The 26290-nt window shown below is 42.4% G+C and carries 23 protein-coding genes; 12 read left to right on the forward strand and 11 right to left on the reverse strand.

The features are described 5' to 3' along the window. Positions 1-65: 65 nt before the first annotated feature. Complete coding sequence (gene hemE, locus HWQ41_RS21090; RefSeq protein ID WP_292767063.1) at positions 66-1127, reverse strand: uroporphyrinogen decarboxylase; 1062 nt, start codon at positions 1125-1127, stop codon at positions 66-68. Between the two features lie 223 nt (positions 1128-1350). Between hemE and HWQ41_RS21095 the strand changes: the two genes are divergently transcribed. Together HWQ41_RS21095 and HWQ41_RS21100 are read left to right on the forward strand one after the other, a co-directional pair. Next, positions 1351-2088 carry a hypothetical protein gene (locus HWQ41_RS21095; protein ID WP_292767066.1) on the forward strand — a complete coding sequence of 246 codons (738 nt, stop codon included), beginning with the start codon at positions 1351-1353 and terminating at the stop codon, positions 2086-2088. Between the two features lie 78 nt (positions 2089-2166). Beyond that, positions 2167-2568, forward strand: coding sequence for a DUF2809 domain-containing protein (locus HWQ41_RS21100; protein WP_292767068.1), 402 nt, complete (start codon positions 2167-2169; stop codon positions 2566-2568). A gap of 21 nt (positions 2569-2589) precedes the next feature. Here the strand turns inward: HWQ41_RS21100 and HWQ41_RS21105 are convergent, their stop codons facing one another. From HWQ41_RS21105 to HWQ41_RS21120, 4 genes are all read right to left on the reverse strand, one after another. After that, positions 2590-3903 carry an ABC transporter substrate-binding protein gene (locus HWQ41_RS21105; RefSeq protein ID WP_292767070.1) on the reverse strand — a complete coding sequence of 438 codons (1314 nt, stop codon included), beginning with the start codon at positions 3901-3903 and terminating at the stop codon, positions 2590-2592. An 18-nt stretch (positions 3904-3921) separates the two neighbouring features. Next, positions 3922-4575: a glycosyltransferase family A protein gene (locus tag HWQ41_RS21110; RefSeq protein WP_292767073.1), complete on the reverse strand. Its 654-nt coding sequence runs from the start codon at positions 4573-4575 to the stop codon at positions 3922-3924. Positions 4576-4779: 204 nt separating this feature from the next. Beyond that, positions 4780-5772, reverse strand: a complete 993-nt coding sequence (locus HWQ41_RS21115) for a glycosyltransferase (RefSeq protein WP_292767076.1) — start codon at positions 5770-5772, stop codon at positions 4780-4782. A gap of 31 nt (positions 5773-5803) precedes the next feature. Next, positions 5804-6910, reverse strand: coding sequence for a methyltransferase domain-containing protein (locus tag HWQ41_RS21120; RefSeq protein ID WP_292767079.1), 1107 nt, complete (start codon positions 6908-6910; stop codon positions 5804-5806). A 414-nt stretch (positions 6911-7324) separates the two neighbouring features. Between HWQ41_RS21120 and HWQ41_RS21125 the strand changes: the two genes are divergently transcribed. Continuing rightward, positions 7325-8104 (forward strand): class I SAM-dependent methyltransferase, encoded by a 780-nt coding sequence (locus HWQ41_RS21125; protein WP_292767082.1) that lies wholly within the window; start codon positions 7325-7327, stop codon positions 8102-8104. A 182-nt stretch (positions 8105-8286) separates the two neighbouring features. Here the strand turns inward: HWQ41_RS21125 and HWQ41_RS21130 are convergent, their stop codons facing one another. Beyond that, complete coding sequence (locus HWQ41_RS21130) at positions 8287-9189, reverse strand: LD-carboxypeptidase (protein WP_292767084.1); 903 nt, start codon at positions 9187-9189, stop codon at positions 8287-8289. A gap of 221 nt (positions 9190-9410) precedes the next feature. Continuing rightward, positions 9411-9938 carry a CDP-diacylglycerol--glycerol-3-phosphate 3-phosphatidyltransferase gene (pgsA, locus tag HWQ41_RS21140; protein ID WP_292767086.1) on the reverse strand — a complete coding sequence of 176 codons (528 nt, stop codon included), beginning with the start codon at positions 9936-9938 and terminating at the stop codon, positions 9411-9413. Between the two features lie 144 nt (positions 9939-10082). Here pgsA and HWQ41_RS21145 point away from each other — a divergent pair, with 144 nt between their 5' ends. From HWQ41_RS21145 to HWQ41_RS21170, 6 genes are all read left to right on the forward strand, one after another. After that, a complete protein-coding gene (locus HWQ41_RS21145) occupies positions 10083-11519 on the forward strand; it encodes an aspartate ammonia-lyase (protein WP_292767089.1) in 1437 nt (478 codons plus the stop codon). A 171-nt stretch (positions 11520-11690) separates the two neighbouring features. After that, positions 11691-12662, forward strand: a complete 972-nt coding sequence (locus HWQ41_RS21150; RefSeq protein ID WP_292767092.1) for a DUF362 domain-containing protein — start codon at positions 11691-11693, stop codon at positions 12660-12662. A gap of 1025 nt (positions 12663-13687) precedes the next feature. After that, positions 13688-13876 (forward strand): hypothetical protein, encoded by a 189-nt coding sequence (locus HWQ41_RS21155; protein ID WP_292767094.1) that lies wholly within the window; start codon positions 13688-13690, stop codon positions 13874-13876. Positions 13877-14321: 445 nt separating this feature from the next. Continuing rightward, positions 14322-14834: an inorganic diphosphatase gene (locus HWQ41_RS21160; RefSeq protein ID WP_292767096.1), complete on the forward strand. Its 513-nt coding sequence runs from the start codon at positions 14322-14324 to the stop codon at positions 14832-14834. A gap of 141 nt (positions 14835-14975) precedes the next feature. Then, positions 14976-15359: an aspartate 1-decarboxylase gene (panD, locus tag HWQ41_RS21165; protein ID WP_292767098.1), complete on the forward strand. Its 384-nt coding sequence runs from the start codon at positions 14976-14978 to the stop codon at positions 15357-15359. Between the two features lie 11 nt (positions 15360-15370). Beyond that, positions 15371-16273 carry an MBL fold metallo-hydrolase gene (locus tag HWQ41_RS21170; RefSeq protein WP_292767101.1) on the forward strand — a complete coding sequence of 301 codons (903 nt, stop codon included), beginning with the start codon at positions 15371-15373 and terminating at the stop codon, positions 16271-16273. Between the two features lie 83 nt (positions 16274-16356). Here the strand turns inward: HWQ41_RS21170 and HWQ41_RS21175 are convergent, their stop codons facing one another. The 4 genes from HWQ41_RS21175 to lepA all read right to left on the reverse strand — a co-directional run bounded on the left by HWQ41_RS21175 (position 16357) and on the right by lepA (position 22561). Next, positions 16357-17352, reverse strand: a complete 996-nt coding sequence (locus HWQ41_RS21175) for a hypothetical protein (RefSeq protein WP_292767104.1) — start codon at positions 17350-17352, stop codon at positions 16357-16359. A gap of 224 nt (positions 17353-17576) precedes the next feature. Then, complete coding sequence (locus tag HWQ41_RS21180; protein ID WP_292767107.1) at positions 17577-18794, reverse strand: HhoA/HhoB/HtrA family serine endopeptidase; 1218 nt, start codon at positions 18792-18794, stop codon at positions 17577-17579. 80 nt (positions 18795-18874) lie between these two features. Beyond that, positions 18875-20197 (reverse strand): D-alanyl-D-alanine carboxypeptidase, encoded by a 1323-nt coding sequence (locus HWQ41_RS21185; RefSeq protein WP_292767110.1) that lies wholly within the window; start codon positions 20195-20197, stop codon positions 18875-18877. 552 nt (positions 20198-20749) lie between these two features. Beyond that, the gene (lepA, locus tag HWQ41_RS21190; RefSeq protein WP_292767112.1) at positions 20750-22561 is read right to left on the reverse strand and encodes a translation elongation factor 4; all 1812 of its coding nucleotides are present in this window, start codon (positions 22559-22561) and stop codon (positions 20750-20752) included. A 590-nt stretch (positions 22562-23151) separates the two neighbouring features. Between lepA and HWQ41_RS21195 the strand changes: the two genes are divergently transcribed. From HWQ41_RS21195 to HWQ41_RS21205, 3 genes are all read left to right on the forward strand, one after another. Beyond that, the gene (locus tag HWQ41_RS21195) at positions 23152-23388 is read left to right on the forward strand and encodes a hypothetical protein (RefSeq protein ID WP_292767114.1); all 237 of its coding nucleotides are present in this window, start codon (positions 23152-23154) and stop codon (positions 23386-23388) included. Positions 23389-23551: 163 nt separating this feature from the next. After that, positions 23552-25321 (forward strand): ATP-binding protein, encoded by a 1770-nt coding sequence (locus tag HWQ41_RS21200; protein ID WP_292767116.1) that lies wholly within the window; start codon positions 23552-23554, stop codon positions 25319-25321. Between the two features lie 708 nt (positions 25322-26029). Beyond that, positions 26030-26260: a NifU family protein gene (locus HWQ41_RS21205; RefSeq protein WP_012408256.1), complete on the forward strand. Its 231-nt coding sequence runs from the start codon at positions 26030-26032 to the stop codon at positions 26258-26260. Positions 26261-26290: the final 30 nt, after the last annotated feature.

Raw genomic sequence — 26290 nt, forward strand, 5'->3', positions numbered from 1 at the left:
CTGATGTACTTTATGGGATTGGGAAACGCTATAATTCCTAACTCCTAACTTATAACTCCTGACTCTCAAGCCTTAACTCCTGCAAGATTCAGTTCCTTTGCGGTTTCAAAGAAGAAAGCAACATTTTCTTCTGGAGTTTCTGGTAAGACACCGTGACCGAGATTGAGAATGTGACCCCAATTGCCAGCTTTGCGAACGGTATCAAGAATGCGATCGCGGATAAACTGTTTAGAGCCGAATAGCACGCCTGGGTCAAGATTTCCCTGAACTTTGACTTGTTTGCCCAATCTGGCTCGTGCGTCTGCCATATCCACTGCCCAGTCTACACTGACAATATCAGCGCCAGATTGTGCCATTCTTTCCAACACACCCGCACTACCGCTAACTAGCAAAATCAAAGGTGTATCGGGATGGGTTTGCTTAACCTGCTGGAAAACTCTCTGCTGATATGGGAGAGCAAAGGTATCATAATCTTGAGGACTCAATTGACCTGCCCAAGAATCGAACATTTGCACAACTTGAGCGCCAGAGTCAATTTGGTAGCGGGCATAGATGGCGATCGCATCTGCTAATTTAGCTAACAATTGATGCAGTATTATCGGCTCTGAAAATGCCATGTTTTTGATGATGGAGTAGGTTTTAGAACCTTTTCCCTCAACTGCATAAGCTGCTAACGTCCACGGCGCACCCACAAAGCCCAACACCGTTGATTTATCGCCTACTTCAGAGCGCAGCGCTTGCAAAATTGTCTTGATAAATGGTAGAGCTGCTTCTGGTTCTAAAGGATGCAGACGATCAATTTGTTCTTGAGTGCGGAGGGGCGAGTGAATGATTGGCCCTTTACCTTCGGCGATGTCCATGTCAATGCCCAAACCAGGTAATGGGGTGACAATATCAGAAAATAAAATTACTCCATCTGGCTGGAAGGCTCTCCACGGTTGCAAGGAAACTTCAATTGCTACTTCTGGAATTTCCGAGCGATCGCGAAACGAAGGATACTTCTCTCTTAAGTCTCGATATGCTTTCATATATCGTCCCGCTTGGCGCATCATCCATACAGGGGGACGATCTACTACTTCACCACGAGCAGCCCGTAAGAGATGAGGAGTCGTTGAGGAAACACCCATTTATTACTTCATCCTAAGTCACAATTTTTATGCCACTGTTTAGCTTATCATTCCGGGATTACGCTTTTTCAGCAGGTTGGCAGCAAAAGCCCTAGTCGCTTCACGGCAAAGGGGAGTCGGAAGTAAAAAATGGGATAAAACAAGAATCAACAAAGAAATTGGAATATAAAAGAATTTTGTTACTCTTATCTGTTTTCCCTACTCTCCACTCCCCTAACTTTATATGCAAACTGACTCTAACAGTCCCGATCATGTTGCATCTGCTAATAACGAGCCTAACCCAAGAAAGTTTTTGATTCCGCGATCGCAGCGACAGAGGTTCTTTATTCAGTTTACCTTAATGACCCTGATCGGATGGGTTGTGGGTGGCGTTGCCAGTATCGCCTTAGAGAAAATTATTCTCCAAAATCTCTCATCTAGCGTTGCTATCCAACCACAAGCATGGAGTGTTTTGGTCAGAAGTCTCAGTAACGTTGTATTTGCTGTGATTTTTGCTGCTGACCAGAGCCTTGTCATTTACCGATATTTATCGGGTTGGCAGTGGCTATTTGCTACTAGTGTCGGTTGGCTGATTGCCAACGGTGTTTCTACAGCCTGGATTAAATACATTTCAACCATTGTTTTATCATCTCCTGAAGAAACTTTTATTTTTGGATTTCTGTCTGCGATCGCATATATAATTTCTGGAATTTGGCTAGGGATTTGCCAATGGCTAGTATTGAGGCGATATACAGCAGGCATTTGGTGGTGGAATTTTTTACCCTCAATCTCTTTCTTCTGGATTACTATTTTGGTTTGGTTGCTTTTTCTGGTGCAAAATTTTATTCCAGAAACCTACCGTACTCCCATATTATATTGGAGTGGACAAGGACTTACAGCAGCGATTCTGGGAGCCATACCAGCAATTGGCTTGTGTACATTAAAAAGAAATTTACATCGCAAAACTGAAGTTTCTGCATAACCAAATAATTTTTAATTTGTAATTAATTCTGGTTTTAGAGCAACAAACTAGGAAATAATTGATTGGAAACCCTAAATAATGCCACTACTTACAAACATTCGCCGGCAAACCATTCTTTCTCTGGCTATTATTCTCTCCATTGGGCTTTTATACAGTCACTATCGCTATTCTACTTGGTGGTTGAACCAAGAGGTAGGAGGGATTTTTTATGAGATATTTTGGTGCTTGTTCGCCTTTCTATTTATGACCACTCGTTCTTCAGTTTGGCAAATCCCTTTATGGGTATTGGTAATTACTTGCTTGTTGGAGTTTATGCAATTGTGGCATCCACCATTTCTAAATTTGGTGCGTTCATTTTGGTGGGGAAAAATGTTAATTGGTACTGTCTTCACTTGGGCAGATTTCCCCTATTATTTTATTGGGAGTGGGTTAGGATGGCTGTGGTTGCACCTGATAGTCCGGGAAGCAAAGCTAAAATAATTTAGTCGTTATTACGAATTTTTATTCCCAAATAATTTCTAAACGCTCTTGCGCTGTTTTGAGAGCTTTTTCGGGAGACTCACCCAGCAATGTAGCCTCGATAGCTCGACCAAGACTGTCAGAAAGACGACTATATTCAGGAATAATCGGTCGAGCGCCAGCTATAGGAATTTGCTCCAGAAAGACTTTTAACCAAGGTTTTTGGTTGATGAATTGTTGATAAGCTTCACTTTGTGCAGCTTTGAGATTAACTGGTAAAAAACCGGTGCCGATACTCCATTCTTTTTGGAATTCTTCACTCAAAACATATTCTAAAAACTTGAGTGCGGCTTCTTCTCTGGCTGGTGTGGTCTTCATCACATACAGATTTCCGCCACCTGTCACCGTCGCTTGACCAACATTTGCAGGTATGGGAAATGCGTCGTAATCAACTTTGGATTTCGTGATATAAGTCCAAGGGCCCGTAATTTGCATAGCAACACGACCCGCGATAAAAGCATCCTCTTCATAACCCCGTTCTGGAGAAGAAAGCGTTGCTGAACCATCTGTTAATAGCTGTTGCCAGAATTGTAAGGCTTTCAGCGCTCCAGCGTTCGTTAAATCCGGTCGGTTATTTCTCAGTACTTCTCCCCCAGCGCTCAATAAAAAAGGGAACCAACTAAAGACTGTCCATTCTCCCTTCCCTAAAGGCAGTACAATTCCGTACTGTTCTGGTCGGTTGTCGCCATTGCGGTCTATGGTCAATTTTTTGGCAACTTGCCTCAATTCTTCCCAAGTCTTAGGGGTTTGCGTAATTCCCGCAGCTTGGAAAAGCTTAGGTCTGTAAAAAATGCCTATATTACTTGTGTACAATGGGGCTGACCAAAGATGACCATCTAATTGCAATTCTGCAAGTAAGTTAGGTGTGATTTCTGACTTTATGGGCAATTTGTCCAACCAATCTTCTAAAGGTCGAATTGCCCCTAAATCTACCAACTGACCTGTAATTTGTGGGTAGAATGCCAGGATATCTGGAGGCACATTACCCACAACTGCTGTTAATATTTTCGGCAATTCTGGTTGAGCTAAGAAAACAGATTCTACCTGGATATCAGTATGAGTCTGATTAAATTTGTCTACCAGTTTTTCAAACACATCCCGATTGGCAGGGGGATTGATTGCTTGCCATAGGGTCAAATGAATTACTCCGTCATCCTTCTGTGTTAGTCCCTGACAACCAGATAAAAATATAAGAAATGAACTTAGGACAATCCCTAGAAGTAACATCTGCCAAACAGAAGCAATGAATCGGCGATAATAATGGCTTATTTGGGATAGAAAAAGGATATTTTTCATGCCAGGTAGTTAATCAGATTAAGAAATACTCTCCAAAACACTTTTGGTAATACTAGTTTCTGCTCTTGTGTAAATATAGGTTTGGGGTTCGGTTACTTTTTCGGTTCTGAAGATTTTTGCTGCCCGATACCAAAAGTCTGTATCCTCTCCATAGGCAATATGATTAAATCCTTTTAGCTCAAAAAATACCTGCCTCTTCCCAAAAAATGTTGGGCCTAAAACACATTCTCGGAGATTAATTTTTTGACCTGGTTGAAAATAATCTGCAACCCAAACCTCTTCTTCTGTTGCGAATCCACCTTCAATCAAGTCAATTTCTGGATTAGCTCTCATATATTCGATTCGCGCATCCAGGTGATTGACTTTGTACGCATCATCGCTATCCAGAAATGTGATGTATTTGCCGAAAGATGCCTGGATACCAGCATTTTTAGCATAGCACTGCTTCCTGTTTTGATGTTTCAAATACCGGATATTTGGAAATTGTTGAATATAAGGATTGACAATTTCAAAAGTATTATCTTGGCTGCCGTCATCAACTATAATCAGTTCCCAATCTTTAAAAGTTTGAGCGATAACACTATCAATGCAATTGTTTAAATATTTTGCCCGATTGTAGGTACAGAGGATAATTGATATTTCATGACTGGAATCAAAAACTACAGTTTTCATCGTTAAATCATTATCGTATTGTTCATACAAAAATACTATTGACAAAGGACGGATTTGTGATTATCTAGGATTAGAATACTAAGCTATTCTTACATAACTAGGACTTACGCACGAGTTACGGAATAACGAACCGCAGAGGCGCAGAGGACACGGAGAAATCAGAGTTTGAGAGATATTTTGCGTAAGTCCTAATAACGAAACTTGTTAAAAGTCTGATAAATTACTCCTTAACTGTGTTAAGTTTATAAATTCATGAATAATATCATTATAATTATAAATTATACGACTAAAATCAAAGTTGTCTCGGACGTATTCTAAAATTACTGGGCGATAATATTGGTTTTTCTCAATCATCTCGCTAATTGTATCGGTGACAATTTTTTGAGCTTCTAGTGTCGTATTAGTTAAAATATTATCTGGCAAAACTCTAATAAATTCTTTGTTATGTAAATTGGCGCTAGCAGATTCGGAAACAACTACACATAAACCTGCTGCCATTGCTTCTAGTACTACGAGTGGTGCAACTTCTCCCTCACTAATTAAAACTAAACAACTATAATCTGTGAGACGAGAATAAACTTGTTTTAAACTCCACACACCTAAATATTTTGTTGTTGTTCCTTCGACAAAATCAGGGTCATCTAAAGGGCCTACAAAATCTATTGCAATCTTTCCGTCTATTATTTTTGCCAGTAATTTCTGCTGTTTTCTTGGTTGAATCCAACCTAAACAAATAGCTTTATTATTTCCTTGAGCTTGAAAATTTACTTTCTGAGTATCAATACCGTTCACTTGCACTGATATGTATCCAGAATACCCTGATTTCAGAAAAAAATCTTTTGTTACATGAGAAAGGGCAATTATCCCAGGTGCATTGAAATAATGTTGAAATGCTTCTCTAAATTCTTCATTCCATTTATTTGTTTTAAACAAATAACCATCATGGCAGGTGAAACAATACTTCTGTTTAAGATTTCGATTAAATTCGCTCACAAAACTGTAGGCGTGTAAATGCACAAAATCATAATTATTATTATTAATGTATTCTATGACTTCGTTAACATTTTTCTCATTTAAGATATCGACTTGATGTCCAATTTTCTCTAAAAAATTTTTGTAATCATGTATTACAGTTAAAACAGAATGTGATAGGGGAGGTTCAGGGATATAACCCCAAGCGACAAGAGCAATTTTCATAAAGAAAGAATTTTTCCTCACACATTTAGGTTTACTTTTCAGCCAAAATACAAGTTGCGACGGGATAATCTGGATGATAAGCGTCTAGTTCTTCAGATGTCAGTTCTTCTACGGCTATTCCATGATAACTAGCTATTACAGTGGTAGGATTGCCATAGACATACAACTTATGTTGGGAAAAATTTCTAAACATCCAGGCGAAAGCATCAGGTAAAGGTCGCCAATAATCAACGGGAGTAGCATGAACTCTAATAGCACTTGGTACCATTGCAAAACATTTTCCACCAGGTTTTAGCCAAGTGTAGATGTTTTCCACCGCTATCCAGGGGGCATAACAATGTTCTAAGACGTTAAAAATTATCACTGAATCATAAGATTCTGGTTTGATAACGGATACCTCGTGAACATCCCCAACTATATCAACTCCTGGGCCTGCTTCTAAGTTGAGAATTTGATATGATGTACCAGCATTAATTTGATAGAAATCTTTATCTTTTGGTGTTCCTCCTATTTCTAAGATATTGCCACCGATTTGGGTTTGAATTTCTTTAATAAATTTGCTGAGATAGTATCTATCGACGGGGGTACCTCTTGTCAATCCAAAAGCCTGACAAATGGGAACTGTTTTTTTCAAATCACCCCAATCTATCGAACCGGTAGCAGGGGATAGTAAACCAAGATTTTCTAAGCGTTCTACTAATTTACGAAAGTCTTCTATATTCTCAATAGATTCTCGGTCATCGTCTAATTGATACTGAGAAAATAATTGTGGCAGGACTTGATAAGTTTCTCTACTTAATGAACCAAGTTCAAATTGCATTTCCTTTTCGATAAAACTCCGAAAGCCTTTACCAAAAATTGTGAGGCTGCCATCTGCTAAAAAAACTATAGCATCTTGAAGAAGCTGTTTATATTTATCTAGTTCCTGAATGACTTTATCCGCTATAGAAGCTGATTTAATTTTTTGAAATATTTGGTAAGCATTCTCTAATGAATGTTCATGAATAAATATTTCTAGGATTGTCAGCCACGATTTTGATGGAATAATTTCTGCTGTTCGCTGACTCCAAGCAAAAATTGCATATAACTGTGAATCTTCAACTTTTAAAAAGACGTTAGGTACATATTTTTTTGGCATCTAATTAATCACTCAATAAATTTTAATAAGGGGGATTGTTTAGGTATTATATGCTATTTTTGAATTTATCTATCATCACAGTTCACAGATTATACGGAGAATATTTTCTCCTTCTCTACAGTACAGCTAGTACGGCTTGGCGGTGATTCACATTTAGTAAAAGCCCCCTATAAAATACTGTGGCTAATTTATACATGCTAGCCATGCGCGATCGCCTTTCTTTCCACCCGCGCCTAGATGTCTCTAGTTCTCGCAGCGCCACACTAGGGGCGATTACCCTTCGCTTGAGGATTTGACTTGATCTCAGTATTAACTATTGAACCATAGTGTGTTACTGTTAATCCTGAATTACGTAATTTAATTGGTAAGACTGACAAAACTAGTACATAATGAATTTTTGGAGAAAAACAAATAATGGCAAACACTAATGAAGTTGTTCCAAATATCTCATTGTCTAGTTGGGACTATATTTCACCCGAATTTGAGATAGTTTATCCTGATTCATCTTTCCCCAATATGATTATTGGAGACCTCAATAATTGTTATTGGTCTTATTTACGTCGAGAAATTCCCCATAACTGGTATGTGGATAAAGATGAGCCATTTATAGGGTTCCTCAATCGAGATGAGACACATATTTTATATAATACAGCACTCAAATTTGCCGGGAAAAAAGCTTTAGAAATTGGTTGTTTGCGGGGTTGGTCTGCCTGTCATCTGGCATTAGCTGGAGTGCAATTAGATGTAATTGATCCTCTTTTAGCTAGAGAAGATGTTTATGAAAGTGTAACTAGTTCCCTACGACTTGCTGGTGTTCTCGACTCAGTTAATTTAGTAGCCGGTTATAGTCCACAAAAGGTAGAGGAGTTAGCTAAACAATTACAACGCAAGTGGTCATTGATTTTCATTGATGGCGATCATGAAGCAGCAGCTCCGCTCAATGATACGATTATTTGTGAACCATTGGCAGAGGCGGATGCTTTAATTTTGTTCCATGATTTAACTTCCCCTGATGTAGCACAAGGCTTAGATTATTTAAAGGAAAAAGGTTGGAATACAATCATTTACCAAACTATGCAAATTATGGGGGCTGCTTGGCGCGGGAATGTTGAGCCAGTAAAACATCAGCCAGATCCGAAAATTAATTGGAATTTACCAGAGCATTTAAAAGATTATTCTGTGAGTGGATTATGACTGTTTAACCAGAAGCGGATCTTATTTTAACTTAACGTGAGTTCGACAAGTCTTATTTGACCTCTCCCCCAGCCCCTCTCCGATGTGGAGAGGGGAGCAAAAAGCTTAATTTTACGTTGCTCCTCCCTTTCCGTTTCGGAGAGGGAGGTTGTCCGGGAGAGGTTCATCGAACTCACGTTAATTTAATGCGGATGCGCGATCGCTAATATTCCCGCATCCCCATCTAAAGTTACCTCTACACCCACCGGCAAGGCTGCATTGGGACTATCATGGCCAAAAGGCAAATCAGAGACAACAGGAATACCCAAATCACCTAAGCGATCGCGCAGAACTTCTTCTACACTAAAGCTAGGCACTGTTGGCGGCGCTTCACAACGAGTAAAACCGCCCAAAGCAATACCGCAGACTTTAGACAAAGCACCACTCAAACGCCACTGCGTCAGCATCCTATCGATGCGATAAGGTGCTTCCGTAACATCCTCCAACGCCAGAATTACACCATCCAGATTTGGCAGGGTTGGTGTACCCAAAAGGTGAGTAGCAACCGTGAGATTACCAGGTAACAAAGTGCCATTAACGACGCCGCCACCCCAACCGCAACCTTTGAGAGGGGCGAGAGGGCGACCTTCCACCCAATCGAATAATCGCTCAATTGACCAATTTGGCTCATCTGCCAAAGTCATCAGTACAGGAGCATGAACGCCGGAAATCCCTGCTGTATAAAGGTTCCATAATAAAGCTGTGATATCAGAAAAGCCAATCAACCACTTAGGAAGTGCTGAGTTTGGCCAATTCCAATTTTCTAAGATGCGGGTGCTGCCAAAACCGCCTCTGGCACAGAGAATACCGCGACAATCAGGATCTTGCCATGCTGCTGCTAATTGCTGACGGCGGTTTTCGTCTATTCCTGCCAGATAACCCCATTTGTCATCTATCTGGGGACTGATTTCTAATCGATAACCACGCGATCGCCAAATTTCTACACTCCGCCCTAATGCCTCAAATTCTCGCAAAGCACCACTAGGGGCAATTACTCGTAGTAAGTCTCCAGGTTTTAGGGGCGGTGGTAAGATTTTGGCTGGCATGAAAAAAGTTAGGAGTTAAGAATAAAGACTATACCTCATAACTCCGATAAAATTTTGTTGAATCATTTTTGAAATTACTGAGTGTTCCTATAATTAGGGTGAGAATTACACAAACCGAAAGGAAACGTTCGCAGTCAAATCCATGAGTGTGTGCATAGGGGCCAAACTCAGGTAAGCTGACAATGTACTTTTTGTCTTCATTAGACCACTGAATTACAATACTATATTGTCGTTTCATTAGTCCTAGCTTTTTGTGGCAAAAGATAAATACCCCCAGAGATTAAAGTCAGGGCAACAGAAACCCAAAAGGCAATCAGAGAGGGAGTTTGCCACACTTCACCCAGAGGCGCAATCAAAAGTGCGATCGCGACTATTTGACTAACAGTTTTGAGTTTACCCCAAATATTCGCCCCGGTAATCGTCGTTTGATTTACTCGCCAACCTGCGATCGCTAATTCTCGCGCTAAAATCAAAAACACTCCCCAAGCCGGCACTTTTCCTAGTTCAATAAAAACCAGCAACGGCGCAAGTACCAGAAGTTTATCCACTAAGGGATCAAGAAATTTACCCAATTCACTAATTTGGTTGAGTTTCCGCGCCAAATAGCCGTCTAACCAATCAGTCAATGCCGCAATCAGAAAAATCGCCAAACATATCCACTGAGCTTGAGGTGTGGGATTATATAAACCGTAAAGTAGAAATGGTATCCCCAAGAGGCGAGAGAAAGTAATCCAGTTGGGTATGGTCATAGGGAATTCAAAAATCAAACTTCAAAATTAACAAATGTAAAGCAACAAGCAGCCAAGCAAATATGCAAAATCTATGCAGATTAGTGTATCTGAGTGTGCCTGCGTGGGAAAATCTGTTTTCTGTAGCTCTCTTAAAACAATACTATGACTGAACACACAGACTCCCAATTCCGCATCGAACGCGATTCGATGGGCGATCGCCAAATAGCTAGTAGCGTTTATTACGGCATTCAAACGCTACGAGCTATCGAAAACTTCCCTATTAGCGGCATCAAGCCTCTACATACTTACGTAGACGCTGGATTAATAATTAAAAAAGCTACAGCAATTGTAAATGGAGAACTGAATTGTATACCCCAAGATATTAGTCAGGCGATTGTCCAAGCAACTGATGAAATCTTAGCTGGGAAGTTTCGCGATCAATTTGTCGTAGATGTTTATCAGGCGGGTGCTGGAACATCCCACCACATGAATGTCAACGAAGTTTTAGCAAATCGCGCCTTAGAAATACTTGGCGAAGAAAAGGGCAATTACAAACGTGTTAGTCCTAATGACCACGTTAATTATGGGCAGTCTACCAATGATGTGATTCCTACGGCAATTCGCATTGGTGGATTATTGGCATTATCCAAGATATTACACCCAGCAATAGATGGGGCGATCGCGTCCTTAGAAAATAAAGCTGTAGAATTTCAAGATATCGTCAAATCTGGCAGAACCCACTTACAAGATGCTGTACCCGTGCGTTTGGGTGATAATTTTCGGGCTTGGGCGCAAATCCTTACAGAACACCAAAACCGGATTTACACCGCCTCTGGTGATTTGATGGTGCTGGGTTTGGGAGGTAGTGCAGCCGGAACGGGGTTAAATACTCATCCTCTATATCGCGCCCGTGTGGTAGAAGTTCTCTCAGAATTGATTGATACTCCTTTAGAACCTGCGCCCCACCTCATGGCAGCCATGCAAAGTATGGCACCATTTGTAAATGTTTCTGGGGCTTTACGCAACTTAGCGCAGGATTTAGTCAAAATCTCTCACGATTTGCGGCTGATGGATTCGGGGCCAAAAACTGGTTTCAAAGAAATTCAACTGCCTCCAGTGCAACCCGGTTCCTCGATTATGCCAGGAAAATATAACCCAGTCATGGCAGAGATGACATCAATGGTATGTTTTCAGGTGATGGGTTACGACAGTGCGATCGCTTTAGCCGCACAAGCCGGACAATTAGAATTAAATGTGATGATGCCGCTGATTGCCTATAACTTGATTCACAGTATCGAAATTCTCGGTAATACCATCGCCGCACTCACCGAACGCTGCATCAAGGGAATTACTGCTAACCAGGAACGTTGTTTAGCATACGCCGAAGGCAGTTTAGCTTTAGTAACCGCACTAAATACCCACATCGGTTATTTAAATGCTGCTGCTGTCGCCAAAGAATCTTTAGAAACTGGTAAATCTCTGCGGCAGATTGTTCTAGAACGAGGATTAATGAGTGAAGCAGACTTAGCCAGAGTCTTAAATCTAGAACAGATGAGTAGTATCTTACCCCTGAAAGCAGAATCGGGCAAAGTAGATTAAAACAAAGTAGTAGTCTGTCAATAAATAATTGATGGATAAATTAAGAGTAGAGACGGCGATTTATCGCGTCTCTCTAACCGTCAAAATGAATTTGACAGACCAGTAGGAAGATAGAAGAAAATGAAATAAATTCTGATTTCTCCTATCTTCACTACTCGTAATCTATTACCCATGCACACTCAAAAACCATCCGTCAGTTTAATTCGGGCTACATCCTACGAACGGGAGGCTTTACGGCAATCTTTAGTCACACTGCTGGAACCTTTTGGGGGAATAGCGGCGTTTGTCAAAAAAGGCGATCGCGTTTTACTCAAACCGAATCTACTTACAGGGACGCGTCCTGGTAAAGAGTGTATCACCCGTGCCGAACTAGTTTACGAAGTTGCCCAGATGGTAATTGAGGTTGGTGGTAAGCCATTTTTGGGCGATAGTCCGGCTTTTGGCAGTGCCAAGGGCGTAGCAGTGGCAAATGGCTATCTGCCTATTTTAGAAGAACTGAATCTTCCCATCATCGATTTTCACGGTCAGCGTTACCAAACCATTAGCGACAATTTTAACCATTTGCGGCTGTCTAAAGAAGCAATGGAAGCAGATGTAGTGATTAACCTACCTAAAGTGAAATCACATATGCAGTTGACATTAACACTGGGCGTAAAAAACTTATTTGGTTGCGTCCCCGGCAAAATGAAAGCTTGGTGGCACATGGAAGCTGGAAAAGACGCGAATAGATTTGGTGAAATGTTAGTAGAAACTGCCAGGGCAATTAACCCTAACTTAACCATATTAGATGGCATCATCGGTCATGAAGGTAATGGCCCCAGCAACGGTGAACCTCGCCAACTGGGCATTTTAGCAGCTGCATCAGATATATTTGCTCTAGATCGGACAATGGTAGAAATCCTCAATGTTCCTCCTGAACAAGTGCCCACAGTTGCAGCTTCCCAAAGGCTAGGAGTTTGTCCAGAACTTGCTGCCATAGACTTTCCGCATTTAAATCCTGACTTATTAAAAATAGAAGATTGGCGGCTACCAGACAAGTTGATGCCCATCGATTTTGGTATGCCCCGCGTAATTAAGTCTACGTTTAAGCATCTTTACACCCGATTTATCAAGGAACCAATGAGTGTTTACGGAAAAAAGTAGCGAGTGGGGAAGGTGGGGCCCCCTCTGGGGATAAGGGGTAATGGGGAGATGAGGGAGACAAGGAGAATAACCATGCCCAATGCCCAATGCCCTATTTGCAAGTGCAAACTTCGTTACAGCAATTTCATTTATTAGCAGAGTAATCTGTAATTACCCTCCGATTGCTTAACCAGACCGCCCTATTATTGTTAGTGGCGGTTTTTTTAGCTGATTAATTTGTTATACAATTTCTCGTATGAGATTTTGATTTATCCAAAAAGTTATACGGATTTAGGATCTGGAAATTGTGATTGGGTCTTTTGTTCAGATACAAACGAAGTCTGGTGATCACCCGTTACTCGTCTGTGTCACCTGACAAAGTATTTTTACTCTACCTATATATAGATTGACAAAATTGCTGTGATATTACATAGATTGGAAAATTAAAATTCTGAAATATTTGTTTAGTAGTATCACTGAATCCATGCTCCACAACACAGTTCAGGTATCTGTATTTATTCGGTAGTTATGAGTGGTTACAAAAATCATTACTACCAGTTTATTCTTTGGTGTCAAATATTTTTGTGTATAACTACCGTAGAAGAATCGAAAACACTGAATATCTATCAGTGCTTTTGCGGTTTTGTGTCCTGTATCACAAATTAGCAATTTCAGTAAAATGACCTTATCAAAGGCGTTGCAGGATGTTATAATCATGAAGTATCGGACAAATAGATTTTGCTAATTAATCTTTAATCAGCGAAAAAAAGTAATTTATGATGCTGTTAAAGTTAACTTCGCGTATGCCAACCGTTACACCATACAGGGAAACATCTGAAAATATTAATCACAAAATAAAACATGATTTGTTGACTTGTAACTTGGTATTAAGAATTCCATGTATCAAAACGCTATCATGACAGTTGTAAAACTGGTTTAGTTTGTACAATGCTAGACATTTTACAGTTGAAAAATAGCTAAAATAGCATCAACACTCTCACTGAGAGAGTAGACCTACACAGTATTACGAATAACTTCAATTTTGTATGAATTCAAATAGCCAGTCTGCCAATTCTGCCGACACATATTCCCAACGTTTGGCAGACATTGTGGGAACTGCGATCGCTCTGTTGACTCTCACCCTACCGGTCTTTGTGATCGCCCACTATTCTTCAACTAATGTTCAAAATAACCAGCAACCCCTGGTTCAAAACCTACAAGGAAGTAAAGATTGATAAAGCTTTATAGTAGGATTTCCCCAACCGGAGAGCTACAAAAAAGGAGAACACTGATGTTGAGACAACCTCTGTAGATTTGGATGTAGTTCATCAGGAATAAGCTGAATCTGTATTGTGTGACTCCAGATTTCAGCTGTCTTGACAGAATAGGGGCAGAAATCCCTCTAACAGAAATTAATGGCGGAGGATATCCATAATACCCTCTTGGAAAAAGCGTTGCAAGGAAACTTCGCAACGCTTTTTCCATTTATTTTTTGGCTAATTCAAGGGAGTGGGGACTGGGGGAGATGAGAGGGGTGAGGGAGAAATAACCAATGCCCAATGCCCAATGCCCCATACCGTTGAATAAATACCTTGGGAAGAGATCCATATTGCCCTAAAATTCTACACGGGGAGCGAAGCTGAGTTCCCTAATGATTCACTGTTACCGGAGGAGTTTTTTGTGGACTTATCTCGTATTCCTGCCCAACCGAAACCAGGTCTAATCAACGTTCTGATTGAAATTACTGGCGGAAGTAAAAATAAATACGAATACGACAAGGAACTAGAAGCTTTTGCTCTAGACCGAGTACTTTATTCCTCGGTACAATATCCCTATGACTACGGGTTTGTACCCAATACTTTGGCTGATGATGGCGATCCCCTAGATGGTATGGTCATAATTGACGAGCCAACCTTTCCAGGCTGTGTGATTGCCGCACGACCGATTGGCTTCTTGGAGATGATTGACGGTGGCGATCGCGATGAGAAAATCCTTTGTGTTCCTGACAAAGATCCGCGCTACACTCAAGTAAAATCACTGAAAGACGTAGCGCCACACCGCTTAGATGAAATTGCCGAATTTTTCCGTAGTTATAAAAATTTGGAAAAAAAGGTGACTGAAATTCTCGGTTGGCAAGATGTGGACAAGGTTGCAGCTTTAGTAGAAAAATCCGTCAAAGCTTATAGAGGATAATAGAAGAGTTAGGAGTTAAGAGTTATAAGTTAAGAGTTATGAATTTTTATTCCTAACTCCTCACTTATCAATCCTCGCTCCTGACTCTAATAGCTTTCGCTTGTTACGGATCGCAAAAACTGCCACCAATCCCAAACCAGAATGCAGCGTACTCTCCTTTTGGCAAAAATTCATAACTGCACCCTCACAGGGGCGAATATCAACTACGTGGGTAGTATCAGCATTGATGAAATCCTTTTGGAAAAAGCTGGTATCTTACCCTATGAGCAGGTGCAAGTAGTTAATAGTGCCAACGGTCAGCGCTTTATTACCTATGCGATCCCGGCTCCAGCCCATTCAGGAGTCATTGAGTTAAATGGAGGTGCGGCACGTCTAGGCATTATTGGCGATCGCTTGATTATAATGACTTACGGGCAGTTCACTCCAGAAGAGTTAAAAAGTTACTCTCCTACGGTAGTCATTGTGGACGAAAAAAACAGGCTGTTGGAAGTGCGGCGCTACGATGACCTGCTCAGTAAGGTCTAATTTCAAGAAAAATGTCAAATTTTGAGTTGTCGGGTTCCCAGAGCTACATAAGAGAAAAGTCAGCTACCATGCCAAGTAGTCCAGCAAGTGAATTTCTCGTGCAATTCTGGGGTGTAAGAGGTTTGATTCCCACTCCAACTAGCAACACCAATCGTTATGGTGGTAATACCGCTTGTGTAGAAATGCATGTAGCTGGGAAACGCTTGATTTTTGATGGCGGTACTGGCTTACGCATACTGGGTAAAACTTGGCAACAACTGCAACAGCCACTAGAAGCCCATTTATTTTTTACCAACTGCCAATCAAATCGGATTCAAGGGTTTCCCTTTTTCGCTCCCGCATTTATTGGGGAAAATTGTTTTCACATTTACGGCACAGCTGCCTCAAATGGAGCCTCAATCAAACAATGTCTGTATGACCAGATGCTCCAGCCACACTTTCCTTACCCTTTACAGGTAATGCAGTCGGAATTGCAGTTTTACAATCTGATTCCAGACGGTGACGTAAAGCTAGATGATGTCACCATTACAACTGCATTAATCAATCAAACTCAGCGCTCAGTTGGCTACCGAGTTACTTGGCAAGAGTATAGTGTTGCTTATGTCACGGATTTGCACCAGAATGCAGATCAAGTGGAGCGAGAGCGGATTTTACAGTTTATTAAAGGCGTTGACTTGCTGATTGCCAATGCCACTTATACTCCCCCTACGTCTCACAATCATGACTCTGCTGATTTACTCTGGCAAGCTGCGGTGAATGCATCTCTGAATGCTGGCATCCAACGGCTAGCGATTTCTCATCATCACCCAGATGACCATGATGATTTTCTTGACCAGGTTCAAGTAGATGTTAAATTTGCCTTTCCTCAAGCCATACTAGCCCATGAAGGTCTAGTATTAGCGGTTGGTAAGTGATTTAAACTCGTTGGCATCAGCTGCAAAAAAGGCTCACTTAACCAGCGAGCAGTATTCCTGGAGCGATCGCACCCTTTGATAACCTAACGATTATGGCAACTCTCATTACTATGCCAAACTTTGATACTGTCATTAAACGCATAGCTGACAATGGTTTTCCCATCTAGGCTAATTGTGAGATGGTCAATCCTAGACTTATGCCCATACAGTACACAAAGCTGCTGCCTATTCTCCAGATCCCAAACTTCAATTTCCTTAATATTGCCAACGGCAAGCAGTGAGCCATCAGGTGTCATAGCACTATGAGGCATACCCGAATCAGGTTCGCGCTGGCTGATGCCAAGTGTATAAAGGACTTCCGTGGTTTGTATATCCCAAATGGCAACGGTCGTTTCTTGACTAGGTTTGTCCCTTTGTGCCACACCAGCAATGATTTGACCATTTGGGCGAGTTCCAACTGCATCAAGCCAATGCCTACAAACACAATTGGGGGAATGGAGGGAAGAATTTGAAGGTAGGGCATTAAATGTGCTGAGAACTTGCCCATTTTGCCAATCCCAAACTTGAGTTAGGAGATCAAATGCTTGAGCTACCAAAATACTACCATCTGAGCTGGCTAGTAAACAGCGAATTGGAAGATATGCATTTGCAAATAGCAAGGTGCGTAGTAATTGTCCCGTTGAGGATTCAATAACATTAATCTCAATCCTGGCATTCGTACCATAAGGAGCTTTGCATGTGGCTGAAAATAATACTTTTCCATCAGGAGTAAATGCTAAAGCACTGGAATCTCCTTGAAAAGAGAAGACTTCCTCTCCTGTCCAAAAGTCATAGGTTCGGAGATTGCCATAGCTATCATTACTGATGATGCTTTTCCAGTCTGGATTTACCAAAGTATTAAAGTGACCATACCGATCTCCTCCCAGTTCAAATGAATGGTTGCTATTCCCAGTCGTTAAATCCCAAACCTTGACAAGATTGTGAAAACAGCCTGCCAGAAGAATTCCATCTGGGCTTAAGCTCAAGCTGTTTAAGTACTCTGAATGAGGTTCATCAAAGGTATGGAGACATGGAAACATAAACAGACTCTAGAAAAGAGTTCAGCGATAATAAATTTTTTAAATTACATATTTGGGTGGAAAAGAAGGTAGAACCGGGAAATCTACCTCATTGGGCTGCTGCCGCTAGTAAACGAGGCGGCAGCGCCCACAGGGGGCATTCCCAGCCTCTGGCTGGGAACGAGAGCAAGCTTTTCTAGACTGTCTAATATGCTTAAGTTGACACCAATAACAGATGTGCGCCCCTATGAAGCATTTTGCAACTCAGCTGTGCGTATTGAAAGCTGCTGTGTCTGATTACCCCGTTGCACTTTCACCTGTAATACTTGACCAAGACGACTGTCTTCCACAAAGTTCTGCAATTGTTCAGCACTGGTAATATCTTTACCATCAACTTGAAGAATTACATCCCCGCGCCGGATACCCGCAGATGCAGCTGGAGAATTGGGGACAACTCGCATGACAAAAACACCATTAATTTCTGGTATCTGAATCGGAGAGTTGGGATCGGTGTTATTTTGCTTGGCAAGATCGGGTGTCAAAGTTAACATTTGCACGCCCAAATAAGGGTGAGCAACTTTGCCATCACGTTGCAGTTGCGCGGCGATCGCTTTGGCTTTATCGATGGGAATCGCAAACCCAATACCCATTGCATCAGGACGAATGGCTGTGTTAATGCCAATCACTTCACCTAGACCATTCAATAGTGGCCCGCCAGAGTTACCAGGGTTAATCGCGGCGTCGGTTTGTATAAAATCCAAGCGTTTGTCACTAATACCAACTTGGGCGCTGGAACGTTTGAGGGTACTGACAATTCCCAAAGTAACGGTGTTATCAAATCCTAAAGGATTACCAACTGCGATCGCCCAGTCTCCTACTTGGACATTACTGGAAGAACCCAAGGGCGCAACCGGCAAATCGTTACCAGCATTAATCTTGACTACTGCCAAATCTGTGACTTCATCAATGCCTTGAACTTTTCCTTCAAAGGTGCGGCCATCTTTGAGTCGGACTGTTACTTTATCAGCCTTATCGACCACATGAGCATTAGTCAGAACTAACCCGCTTTTGTCAATAATGAAACCTGAGCCGAGACCGCGCAACTGCTGCTCAGAAGGCATCTGTTGGGAGAAACCGTCACCAAAAAACCGACGGAAAAAGGGGTCTTCCGAAAATGGATCAACGCGACGAGTAATTGTCCGCTCAGTATCAATGCGGACAACTGCTGTGCCCACACGATTCACTGCGGCTGTGACAAAGCTAGTGCTACCGATCGTAGCAGTGGCTGGTGATTGCTGTTGGACAATTAGTTTTGAAGTATCTCCAGCAGTTACTGTGGGTGCTGGTTTGGCTTGGGAGGGCAATACCTGCAATGTACTAACCATTAGCACAACTCCGAGCGCGATCGCTAAAACATGAGTAGTAAGTTGAGGTAGAGACCGGGATATTTTGGGAAATCGCATAATCACAGCCAACATTCTTATAAGCCTAATTGTTGCTTAGTCGTGACAAATCTATATATAGTTATTTTTACCAACATAAACTAACTTTTGAACAAGATTTCATTCCGACTATCTGCACCTAGCTGGGGTAAAGAGTTGATAACTGAGTGGGGAGTGAGGGCAGCAGGAACGGTTGGAGATACTTGTAATTGTTTGACAACACTTTGCAATAGTTGGTCTTGTCCAGTCCGCAAACCCCCGACATTTGTCCCACGGTTGATAATCGCAAACCAAACCAAACCGCGATCGCGTGTGGGCATCACTCCCGCTAAAGCGCTGACATCCCGGAGGGTACCAGTTTTGATCACAGTCGCAAGGGGAATGTGTCTGGAGTGTAGTGTCCCCCGGTGATCAAATCCAGACAGGAGGAACAAGTCAGCCAGATTTAGTTGATGGGTAGATGCCTCAATTTGAATAGCCATCAGCATGGCACAGATAGCTCTGGGGGAAATGCGATTTTGGGGGCCGAGTCCAGAACCATTGATTAACTGAATTTCCATTTGTGGCACCCTCGCAAGGTTGGCGGCGGTTGACTGCACTACATTTGCTCCCCCTACTGAGTCTGCCAGCATCTCTGCCATATCGTTGTTACTGTAAACGTTCATCTCCTTGATTAGTTGCTTCAAGGGCAACGAGCGATGACGCAGTAACAAAGTTTGTTGAGCATTTGGTTGGGCCTCAACTTTCACTGCACCTGTAATCACAACTTGAGGTTTGGGCGTTCCCTTGGGCATAATTGAGTAGCTGTAAATAGCGGGGCGGCCCCAAGTCGCACGATTTAGTGTTTGTTTGAGCATCAGACCTGCTAGCATCGGCTGACGTTGGAAATTCATGGCAAAACTGCCAGTAATGATCAAATTTCCCTTTACCTGCTTGATGCCCATTTTATTGAGAGTATTACCAAGAGCGATCGCTTCTTCCCAAACAAACAAAGGATCACCACGACCTGTAATCACCAAATCGCCCTGCACAACTCCATTTACCACTGGCCCAGTCACACTCACCAAAGTATCAAATTGGTAATCTGGCCCCCAAGTTTTCAAAGCAACTAATGTCGTGGCAATTTTGGTTAAGGAGGCAGCCGGCAGAGGTGTTGTACCTTGGTGATTTGCCATCAGCATCGGCCCCGACTGCATCCAAATTCCCTGACTCTCAGCCAGATTTGGCGCCACAACTTTTGATGTGATGAGCTTTTTCAAATATTCCTGTACCGTAGTCGCCCCAGCTGGATTGGGATCAGGGGCAAGAACCAAGCCAGGGCTACTTTGCCAAGTCAAAGCATCTAAGGCATCTAGTGGCTTGATTTGTACCCCGGCCATTTCCAGCCAAAGCGACACCAAACCTGAACCCAATAATTCCAGCATGTTTTATTCCTCTGTTAGGATTCTGATACGTTGTTTCCTGTGCTAATATACAAGCTTTTTTACGATAATCAGTATTGAGTCATAATAACTGCTGTTTTTCTGATCTGTAAGTAGGGTAAATAATATTGTTTTCGTGGCTCCTTTGACCTTTATAGGACAAGGGGAGGGGGAGACAACTGGGAGCGCCGGAAGTCGGCGATCCGAACTTCGGGGACAAGGGAAAAAAGAAAAAACCCCTTTTGCACAGGGTTTTAATAAGAGTGAATTCATTTATCAGTTTAGGACTAGCCCTTTCAAGGTGGGTAAAATTTTTGGATAATAATTCCTCTTTTCTCTGTGTTCTCTGCGCCTCTGTGGTTCAATAAATAACTTTTAAACCGCAGAGGCACGGAGAACGCAGAGAGGAAAGCAGAGATTTTATCAGTGACCTTGAAAGGGCTAGTCCTCAGTAATCAAAAACCTAACTCCCCAGACTAGGCTGGGGGGTTAGGTTTTTATGTTTTTTCAGGTTTAGATGTAGCCGCAAGCAGCCAATCGTCTCTCAGGATTAAATTAGTTTTGATCCAAGCGCAATACTGCCATAAAGGCTTCCTGGGGTACGTCCACAGTACCCACAGATTTCATCCGCTTTTTACCTTTTGCTTGCTTCTGTAAGAGTTTCTTCTTCCGGCTGATGTCACCACCGTAGCACTTGGCTAGCACATCTTTCCGCAAGGCGGGAATGTGTTCACTGGCGATAACTTTACTGCCGATAGACGCTTGAATTGGCACTTTAAATTGATGGCGGGGAATTAGTTCCTTGAGTTTTTCTGCCATTGACCGCCCGACGTTGTAAGCTTTATCTCGATGCACAATCATCGCCAATGAATCCACCGGATCGCCGTTAATCATGATATCCAGCTTCACCAGAGGATTTTCACGGTAGCCAATGAGGTGATATTCCATGCTGGCATAACCGCGCGATCGCGATTTCATCTGATCAAAAAAGTCAGTCACAACTTCCGCCAAGGGGAGTTCGTAAGTCAGGGTGGTTCGTCCTTGGGTGAGATATTTCATATCTTTAAAGATGCCACGGCGATTTTGTGACAACTCCATTAAAGCGCCGACGTAGGTTTCCGGCGTAATCATCTCTACTTGCACGTAGGGTTCTTCAATTCTTTCGCGATCGTTGGGAGAAGGTAAACGGCTGGGATTATCGATGTACAGTTCCTCGCCTTTCAGGGTGATCACCTTATAAACCACCGAGGGGGCTGTAATGATTAAATCTAGGTTATACTCTCGCTCTAGACGTTCTTGGACAATTTCCATGTGCAGCAAGCCCAAGAAACCGCAACGGAAACCAAACCCCATCGCGCTCGAAGTTTCTGGTTCGTAGTGCAGCGCCGCATCGTTGAGTTCGAGCTTTTCCAGGGCTTCCCGCAAGTCTTCAAATTGGTCAGCATCAATGGGGAACATCCCACAATAAACCATTGGCTTCGCTTCTGCATAACCTGGTAAGGCTGACTCTGCTTTCGCCTTACTTAGGGTAATTGTATCGCCAACCCGTGCATCGGCTACAGCTCTAATTGCCGCTCCCAAATAGCCTACTTCCCCAGCGTGCAGTTCTTCAACTTGCTTTTGAGTGGGAGAAAGGACGCCTAACTCATCAATTTCAAATTCTTTACCGGATGCCATTAAATGGATGCGATCGCCTTTTCTCACAGTGCCATCCATCACCCGGAAATACACAATTACTCCCCGGTAGCTGTCGTAATAGCTATCAAATATTAACGCTCGTAAGCGTTCATTTATCGTATTGGGCGGTGGCGGTATCCGCTCGACAACTGCTTCTAAAATCTCATCAATACCAATTCCTTCTTTAGCAGAGGCCAGTATCGCCCCACTGCAATCTAGACCGATAATTTCTTCAATTTCGCCAATTACCCGTTCTGGTTCAGCCCCAGGCAAATCGATTTTATTCAAAACCGGGATAATTTCCAGGTTACTCTCTAACGCTAAATATACATTTGCCAAAGTTTGCGCCTCTACACCTTGGGACGCATCCACTACTAATAGCGCTCCTTCACAAGCAACAAGAGAGCGGGAGACTTCATACGAAAAATCCACATGTCCCGGAGTATCGATTAGGTTCAGCACATACTGCTGACCATCCTTAGCTGTGTAGTTCATCCGGGCAGCTTGCAGCTTAATTGTAATGCCGCGCTCCCGTTCCAGATCCATATTGTCGAGAAACTGTTCCTTCATCTGTCGGTCTTCAACAGTGCCAGTAGCTTGCAGCAAGCGATCGGCGAGGGTTGATTTCCCGTGGTCGATGTGAGCAATAATACAAAAATTGCGAATGCGAACTGCGGGAACGTCAGTCATATACTATCTTTGCCTTAGCAGCAACCAAAGTTAAAAGAGCAATTTACTTAATGTATTTTAATGCTTTCTTAGCCAAGACGCTCCTAGCTTTTAGTGCTGAGTTCCGAGTGCTAAGTGAGGAGTGAGGAGTGAGGAGTGAGGAGTGAGGAGTTATTTATTATTTCCCCAATGCCCAATACCCAATGCCCCATGCCCAATGTCCAATGCCCCTCTTCACCCCATCTTTAACTTTGGATCTAAATAGGTGAACTTTTAAGAATATTATGAAAGTCTATTTGTCGCTGCTAGTATTCAACAGCTAGGAGCGTACAATAAATGTAAATAAGTACATGTAGGGATCATGTAGGGATCATGGGCAATTATCACCCGTAATCGCCCAGAATCACTGATTTGCCGACAAAATTTCTAGAAAGCTATTGTCTAGTCAGTTATATGAAAAATGCGATTTGAAACTTAAAGCTGTTACTTTGGTGCTATTTCGGGGAACTATGTAACTGCGCCCTTGAAAACTGTTCAGTGAATTAGCCCAAATGATGAATATAACTACTTTACAAAGCTTTAGACAAAACCAATTCAGAGTATATAAACCTATGAATATGCAAGAGAAAACTACCGAAGCGGAAAACACACGAGCCGAGAAGGTAGAAATTGCTGTCCGCCTAGACTCCGAGTTACTAGAACAAATTCAACATCTCACCAATGACCCAAGTAAAGTGATTGAGGTGGCGATTCGCCAGTGGTTGCGGGGTGAAATCCTCAGAGATGATGAACTGACGCGCACTCCTGTGCGTACCCCCGTTCCTCCTCGCGGTGAATGGAATGATTGACGCCATCAGTCAGCTGTCAATGCAAGTTAAAAAAAGTGAAGTTTGCCAATCTGGATTTCAAAATACCAAATAAAAAATGAAAAAGCTGTAAAAATTTATGCAAAAATTTGAGCAGCTTTAGTAAGATTACGGTCGGATACCCTTTGTCTATCCAACTCAATTAATGACTATTACTGCCAATTCCCAATTGCCGAATGTATTTTCCCAAAATCTGGAATCTATTACCAGTAAGACTGATGGCTCGTTACCAACTCTAGGAGCCGAGTTGGTGTATACGCAAGATGGGGCAGGGCGCTATCTGACCTTTTGTTGGCAGCACAGCGAACTCCTGGGGTTAAATACCGAAAAAATAGTTGACGAGCTGAACCAGACCCAAACCTTTGCCCCGGTGGATAAGGTTACTTATTTGGAACGATTGCACCGAATTTTGATAAGTTTGGTGCCAGAAAGGTTTCAGTGTTGGTTTAGCTACCACCAGGAATTATTTGAGTTGGACTTAGTGATTAGTCCGATTATGCCGAGTTTGGGAATGGCTGCCACTACAGTTTTAGTGATGGGACGGTTAGTGCAAGCGACACTCAACAAAAAACAAGTACGTGTGGCATGTAAAACGCCCACACAAATAGAGTTGGCAATACGATCACAGCAACACCAAAAACTGGTAAATCGGATTACCAAAAATATTCGGCGGACACTGGATTTAGATATTATTTGGCAGCAAACAGTTGACAGTTTGGGTAAAGCACTGCGACTAGAGCGCTGCATTATTTGTCCTTATCAGCTCTCAAGCTTAAAAGTGGAGGTGAAGGCTGAGTATCGCCAGCCAGAACTCAAATCAATGCTTGGCTTAGAAATAGATATAGCTTCTGATCCTGCCTTTGCTCAAGTCTTGGCAACCCTAGAACCAGTTGTGATGGAAGTGCCTGGATACACGGAGTCTAGGCGGCAGAAAACTTTGGTGGTTGCGACTTGCTATCAAGACCAGGCCAATGGATTGGTTGCCTTGAATTGGCAGGATGAATGCTACACATTAACAGAATCGGAATTAGAACTGGCAAAAGAAGCAGCAGATCAATTGGGAACTGCGATCGCACATGCTACTTTATATAAAGAATTAGAAGCAGCGCGTCAAAAAGCCGAAGAAGCTTCCCGCCTCAAAAGTGAGTTTCTGGCTAATGTATCCCATGAAATTCGTACCCCCCTCAACGGCATGATTGGCTTCTTGAAGCTGATTTTAGAAGGGATGGCAGATGACCCAGAAGAACAAAACCAATTTTTGGCAGAGGCTCACAACTTATCGATACATCTGCTGAATATCATCAACGATATTTTGGACATTGCCAAAATCGAAGCTGGTAAAATGGAACTAGTTTACGCTCCAGTCAAGCTAGATGAGCTATTCAGTGATGTAGAAAGTTTCATGCGTCCCCAATCAGAAATGAGAAACCTCAGCTTTCGGATGCAAATGCCTCCTACCTCTGATGAAATCATTGTCCAAAGCAACTACCAACGTTTGCTACAAGTTATGCTCAATTTGGTAGGTAATGCCATCAAATTTACCCATGAAGGCGGCATCACCGTCAGCGCCGATTTAGTACTCAAAAAAGCCAACTTTCAAGATCAGCAATTTCCTGGCATGGTGAGAGTACGAGTCGCAGACACTGGCATCGGTGTTTCTTTGGACAAACAAGATAAACTGTTTCAATTATTCTCTCAGGTGGATGGCTCCCGCACTCGCCAGTATGGCGGTACAGGTTTAGGACTGGCAATATCCCAGAAGCTAGTGGAGGCAATGGGCGGCGAGGTACATTTTTATAGTCTGGGCGAAGGACTTGGCTCAACAGTCACATTTACAGTGCCACTATATCAACAACCAGTCATGGTTTCATCTAGTGATAGCGACTCAACAACAGTCCTGAGTTTGGAGTGCTGAGTTAGGAGTTAGGAGTTTGGAGTGCTGAGTTTGGAGTTTGGATACTTAACAATACTGGGTTTTGAGTTTTTTAACTTTAAATTATTTGAGCAATTATTATTTAATAACTAATAGGACTTACGCAAACAATAGTCAAAACCCTGATTCTCTGGTAGGGGCAATTCATGAATTGCCCCTACCATGTGTAGTTTTGCGTAAGTCCTAACTAAATTGCAAAGAGTTGCGTCCCTAGCCACTAAAATTGTATAATTGTAGATCGGGTTAAAAAGCAAAACACAATAAACGCCTAAATGTTGGCTTTCGCTCCGCTCTACTCAACCTACGAAAAATAGATTTTTAACCCCTTTTGAGAGTGACGTGTACTTAGCAGCATTAAATCCTGCCTTCCGCCATACTGCAAAGCAGAACCTAAAGGCTAGAGTAAAGTAGGAGGCTCACACGAAAACTATGTTTCAGCTAATCTAATATCAAGTTGCTAAAACCAGCAGTGGTTTAGTCAAAAGTCATTAAAAACTGACATCTGACAATCTAGCGGCAATTAGATTTAGGATCGATTTAACAAAGCTGGAAAATAAAATTTTGGATAATGGTTAATGAGTAACGGCCCATAGGGCACAGGGATCATTATTATTCAATGCCCCATGCCCCATGTCCCATACCCAATGCCCAATTCCCAATGCCCATCATTAACTTAGCAGGTCTAAAACTATGGAACTCACAATTGACAACGTTGAAACAGTCTTAGATGAAATGCGCCCTTATCTGATGTCTGATGGCGGCAATGTGGAACTCGTAGAACTTGATGGGCCTGTTGTCAAACTGCGGTTGCAAGGTGCGTGTGGTTCTTGTCCCAGTTCTGCAATGACCCTGAGAATGGGTATTGAGCGCCGCCTCAAGGAAATGATTCCCGAAATTGCAGAAATTGAGCAAGTGGTCTAGGGACTGGGGACTGGGGACTGGGGACTGGAG

This window comes from Nostoc sp. NOS(2021), from assembly GCF_017115025.1.
Taxonomy (GTDB): Bacteria; Cyanobacteriota; Cyanobacteriia; order Cyanobacteriales; family Nostocaceae; genus Nostoc.

Coding starts and splice junctions, on each gene's coding strand:
- HWQ41_RS21145 (WP_292767089.1), top strand. CDS start 10,083: ATGACTGAACACACAGACTCCCAATTCCGCATCGAACGCGATTCGATG.
- HWQ41_RS21170 (WP_292767101.1), top strand. CDS start 15,371: ATGTCAAATTTTGAGTTGTCGGGTTCCCAGAGCTACATAAGAGAAAAG.
- lepA (WP_292767112.1), bottom strand. CDS start 22,561: ATGACTGACGTTCCCGCAGTTCGCATTCGCAATTTTTGTATTATTGCT.
- HWQ41_RS21200 (WP_292767116.1), top strand. CDS start 23,552: ATGACTATTACTGCCAATTCCCAATTGCCGAATGTATTTTCCCAAAAT.
- HWQ41_RS21180 (WP_292767107.1), bottom strand. CDS start 18,794: ATGCGATTTCCCAAAATATCCCGGTCTCTACCTCAACTTACTACTCAT.
- HWQ41_RS21185 (WP_292767110.1), bottom strand. CDS start 20,197: ATGCTGGAATTATTGGGTTCAGGTTTGGTGTCGCTTTGGCTGGAAATG.
- panD (WP_292767098.1), top strand. CDS start 14,976: ATGCAGCGTACTCTCCTTTTGGCAAAAATTCATAACTGCACCCTCACA.
- HWQ41_RS21175 (WP_292767104.1), bottom strand. CDS start 17,352: ATGTTTCCATGTCTCCATACCTTTGATGAACCTCATTCAGAGTACTTA.
- pgsA (WP_292767086.1), bottom strand. CDS start 9,938: ATGACCATACCCAACTGGATTACTTTCTCTCGCCTCTTGGGGATACCA.
- HWQ41_RS21095 (WP_292767066.1), top strand. CDS start 1,351: ATGCAAACTGACTCTAACAGTCCCGATCATGTTGCATCTGCTAATAAC.
- HWQ41_RS21120 (WP_292767079.1), bottom strand. CDS start 6,910: ATGCCAAAAAAATATGTACCTAACGTCTTTTTAAAAGTTGAAGATTCA.
- HWQ41_RS21105 (WP_292767070.1), bottom strand. CDS start 3,903: ATGAAAAATATCCTTTTTCTATCCCAAATAAGCCATTATTATCGCCGA.
- hemE (WP_292767063.1), bottom strand. CDS start 1,127: ATGGGTGTTTCCTCAACGACTCCTCATCTCTTACGGGCTGCTCGTGGT.
- HWQ41_RS21205 (WP_012408256.1), top strand. CDS start 26,030: ATGGAACTCACAATTGACAACGTTGAAACAGTCTTAGATGAAATGCGC.
- HWQ41_RS21130 (WP_292767084.1), bottom strand. CDS start 9,189: ATGCCAGCCAAAATCTTACCACCGCCCCTAAAACCTGGAGACTTACTA.
- HWQ41_RS21150 (WP_292767092.1), top strand. CDS start 11,691: ATGCACACTCAAAAACCATCCGTCAGTTTAATTCGGGCTACATCCTAC.
- HWQ41_RS21100 (WP_292767068.1), top strand. CDS start 2,167: ATGCCACTACTTACAAACATTCGCCGGCAAACCATTCTTTCTCTGGCT.
- HWQ41_RS21110 (WP_292767073.1), bottom strand. CDS start 4,575: ATGAAAACTGTAGTTTTTGATTCCAGTCATGAAATATCAATTATCCTC.
- HWQ41_RS21155 (WP_292767094.1), top strand. CDS start 13,688: ATGAATTCAAATAGCCAGTCTGCCAATTCTGCCGACACATATTCCCAA.
- HWQ41_RS21115 (WP_292767076.1), bottom strand. CDS start 5,772: ATGAAAATTGCTCTTGTCGCTTGGGGTTATATCCCTGAACCTCCCCTA.
- HWQ41_RS21195 (WP_292767114.1), top strand. CDS start 23,152: ATGAATATGCAAGAGAAAACTACCGAAGCGGAAAACACACGAGCCGAG.
- HWQ41_RS21125 (WP_292767082.1), top strand. CDS start 7,325: ATGGCAAACACTAATGAAGTTGTTCCAAATATCTCATTGTCTAGTTGG.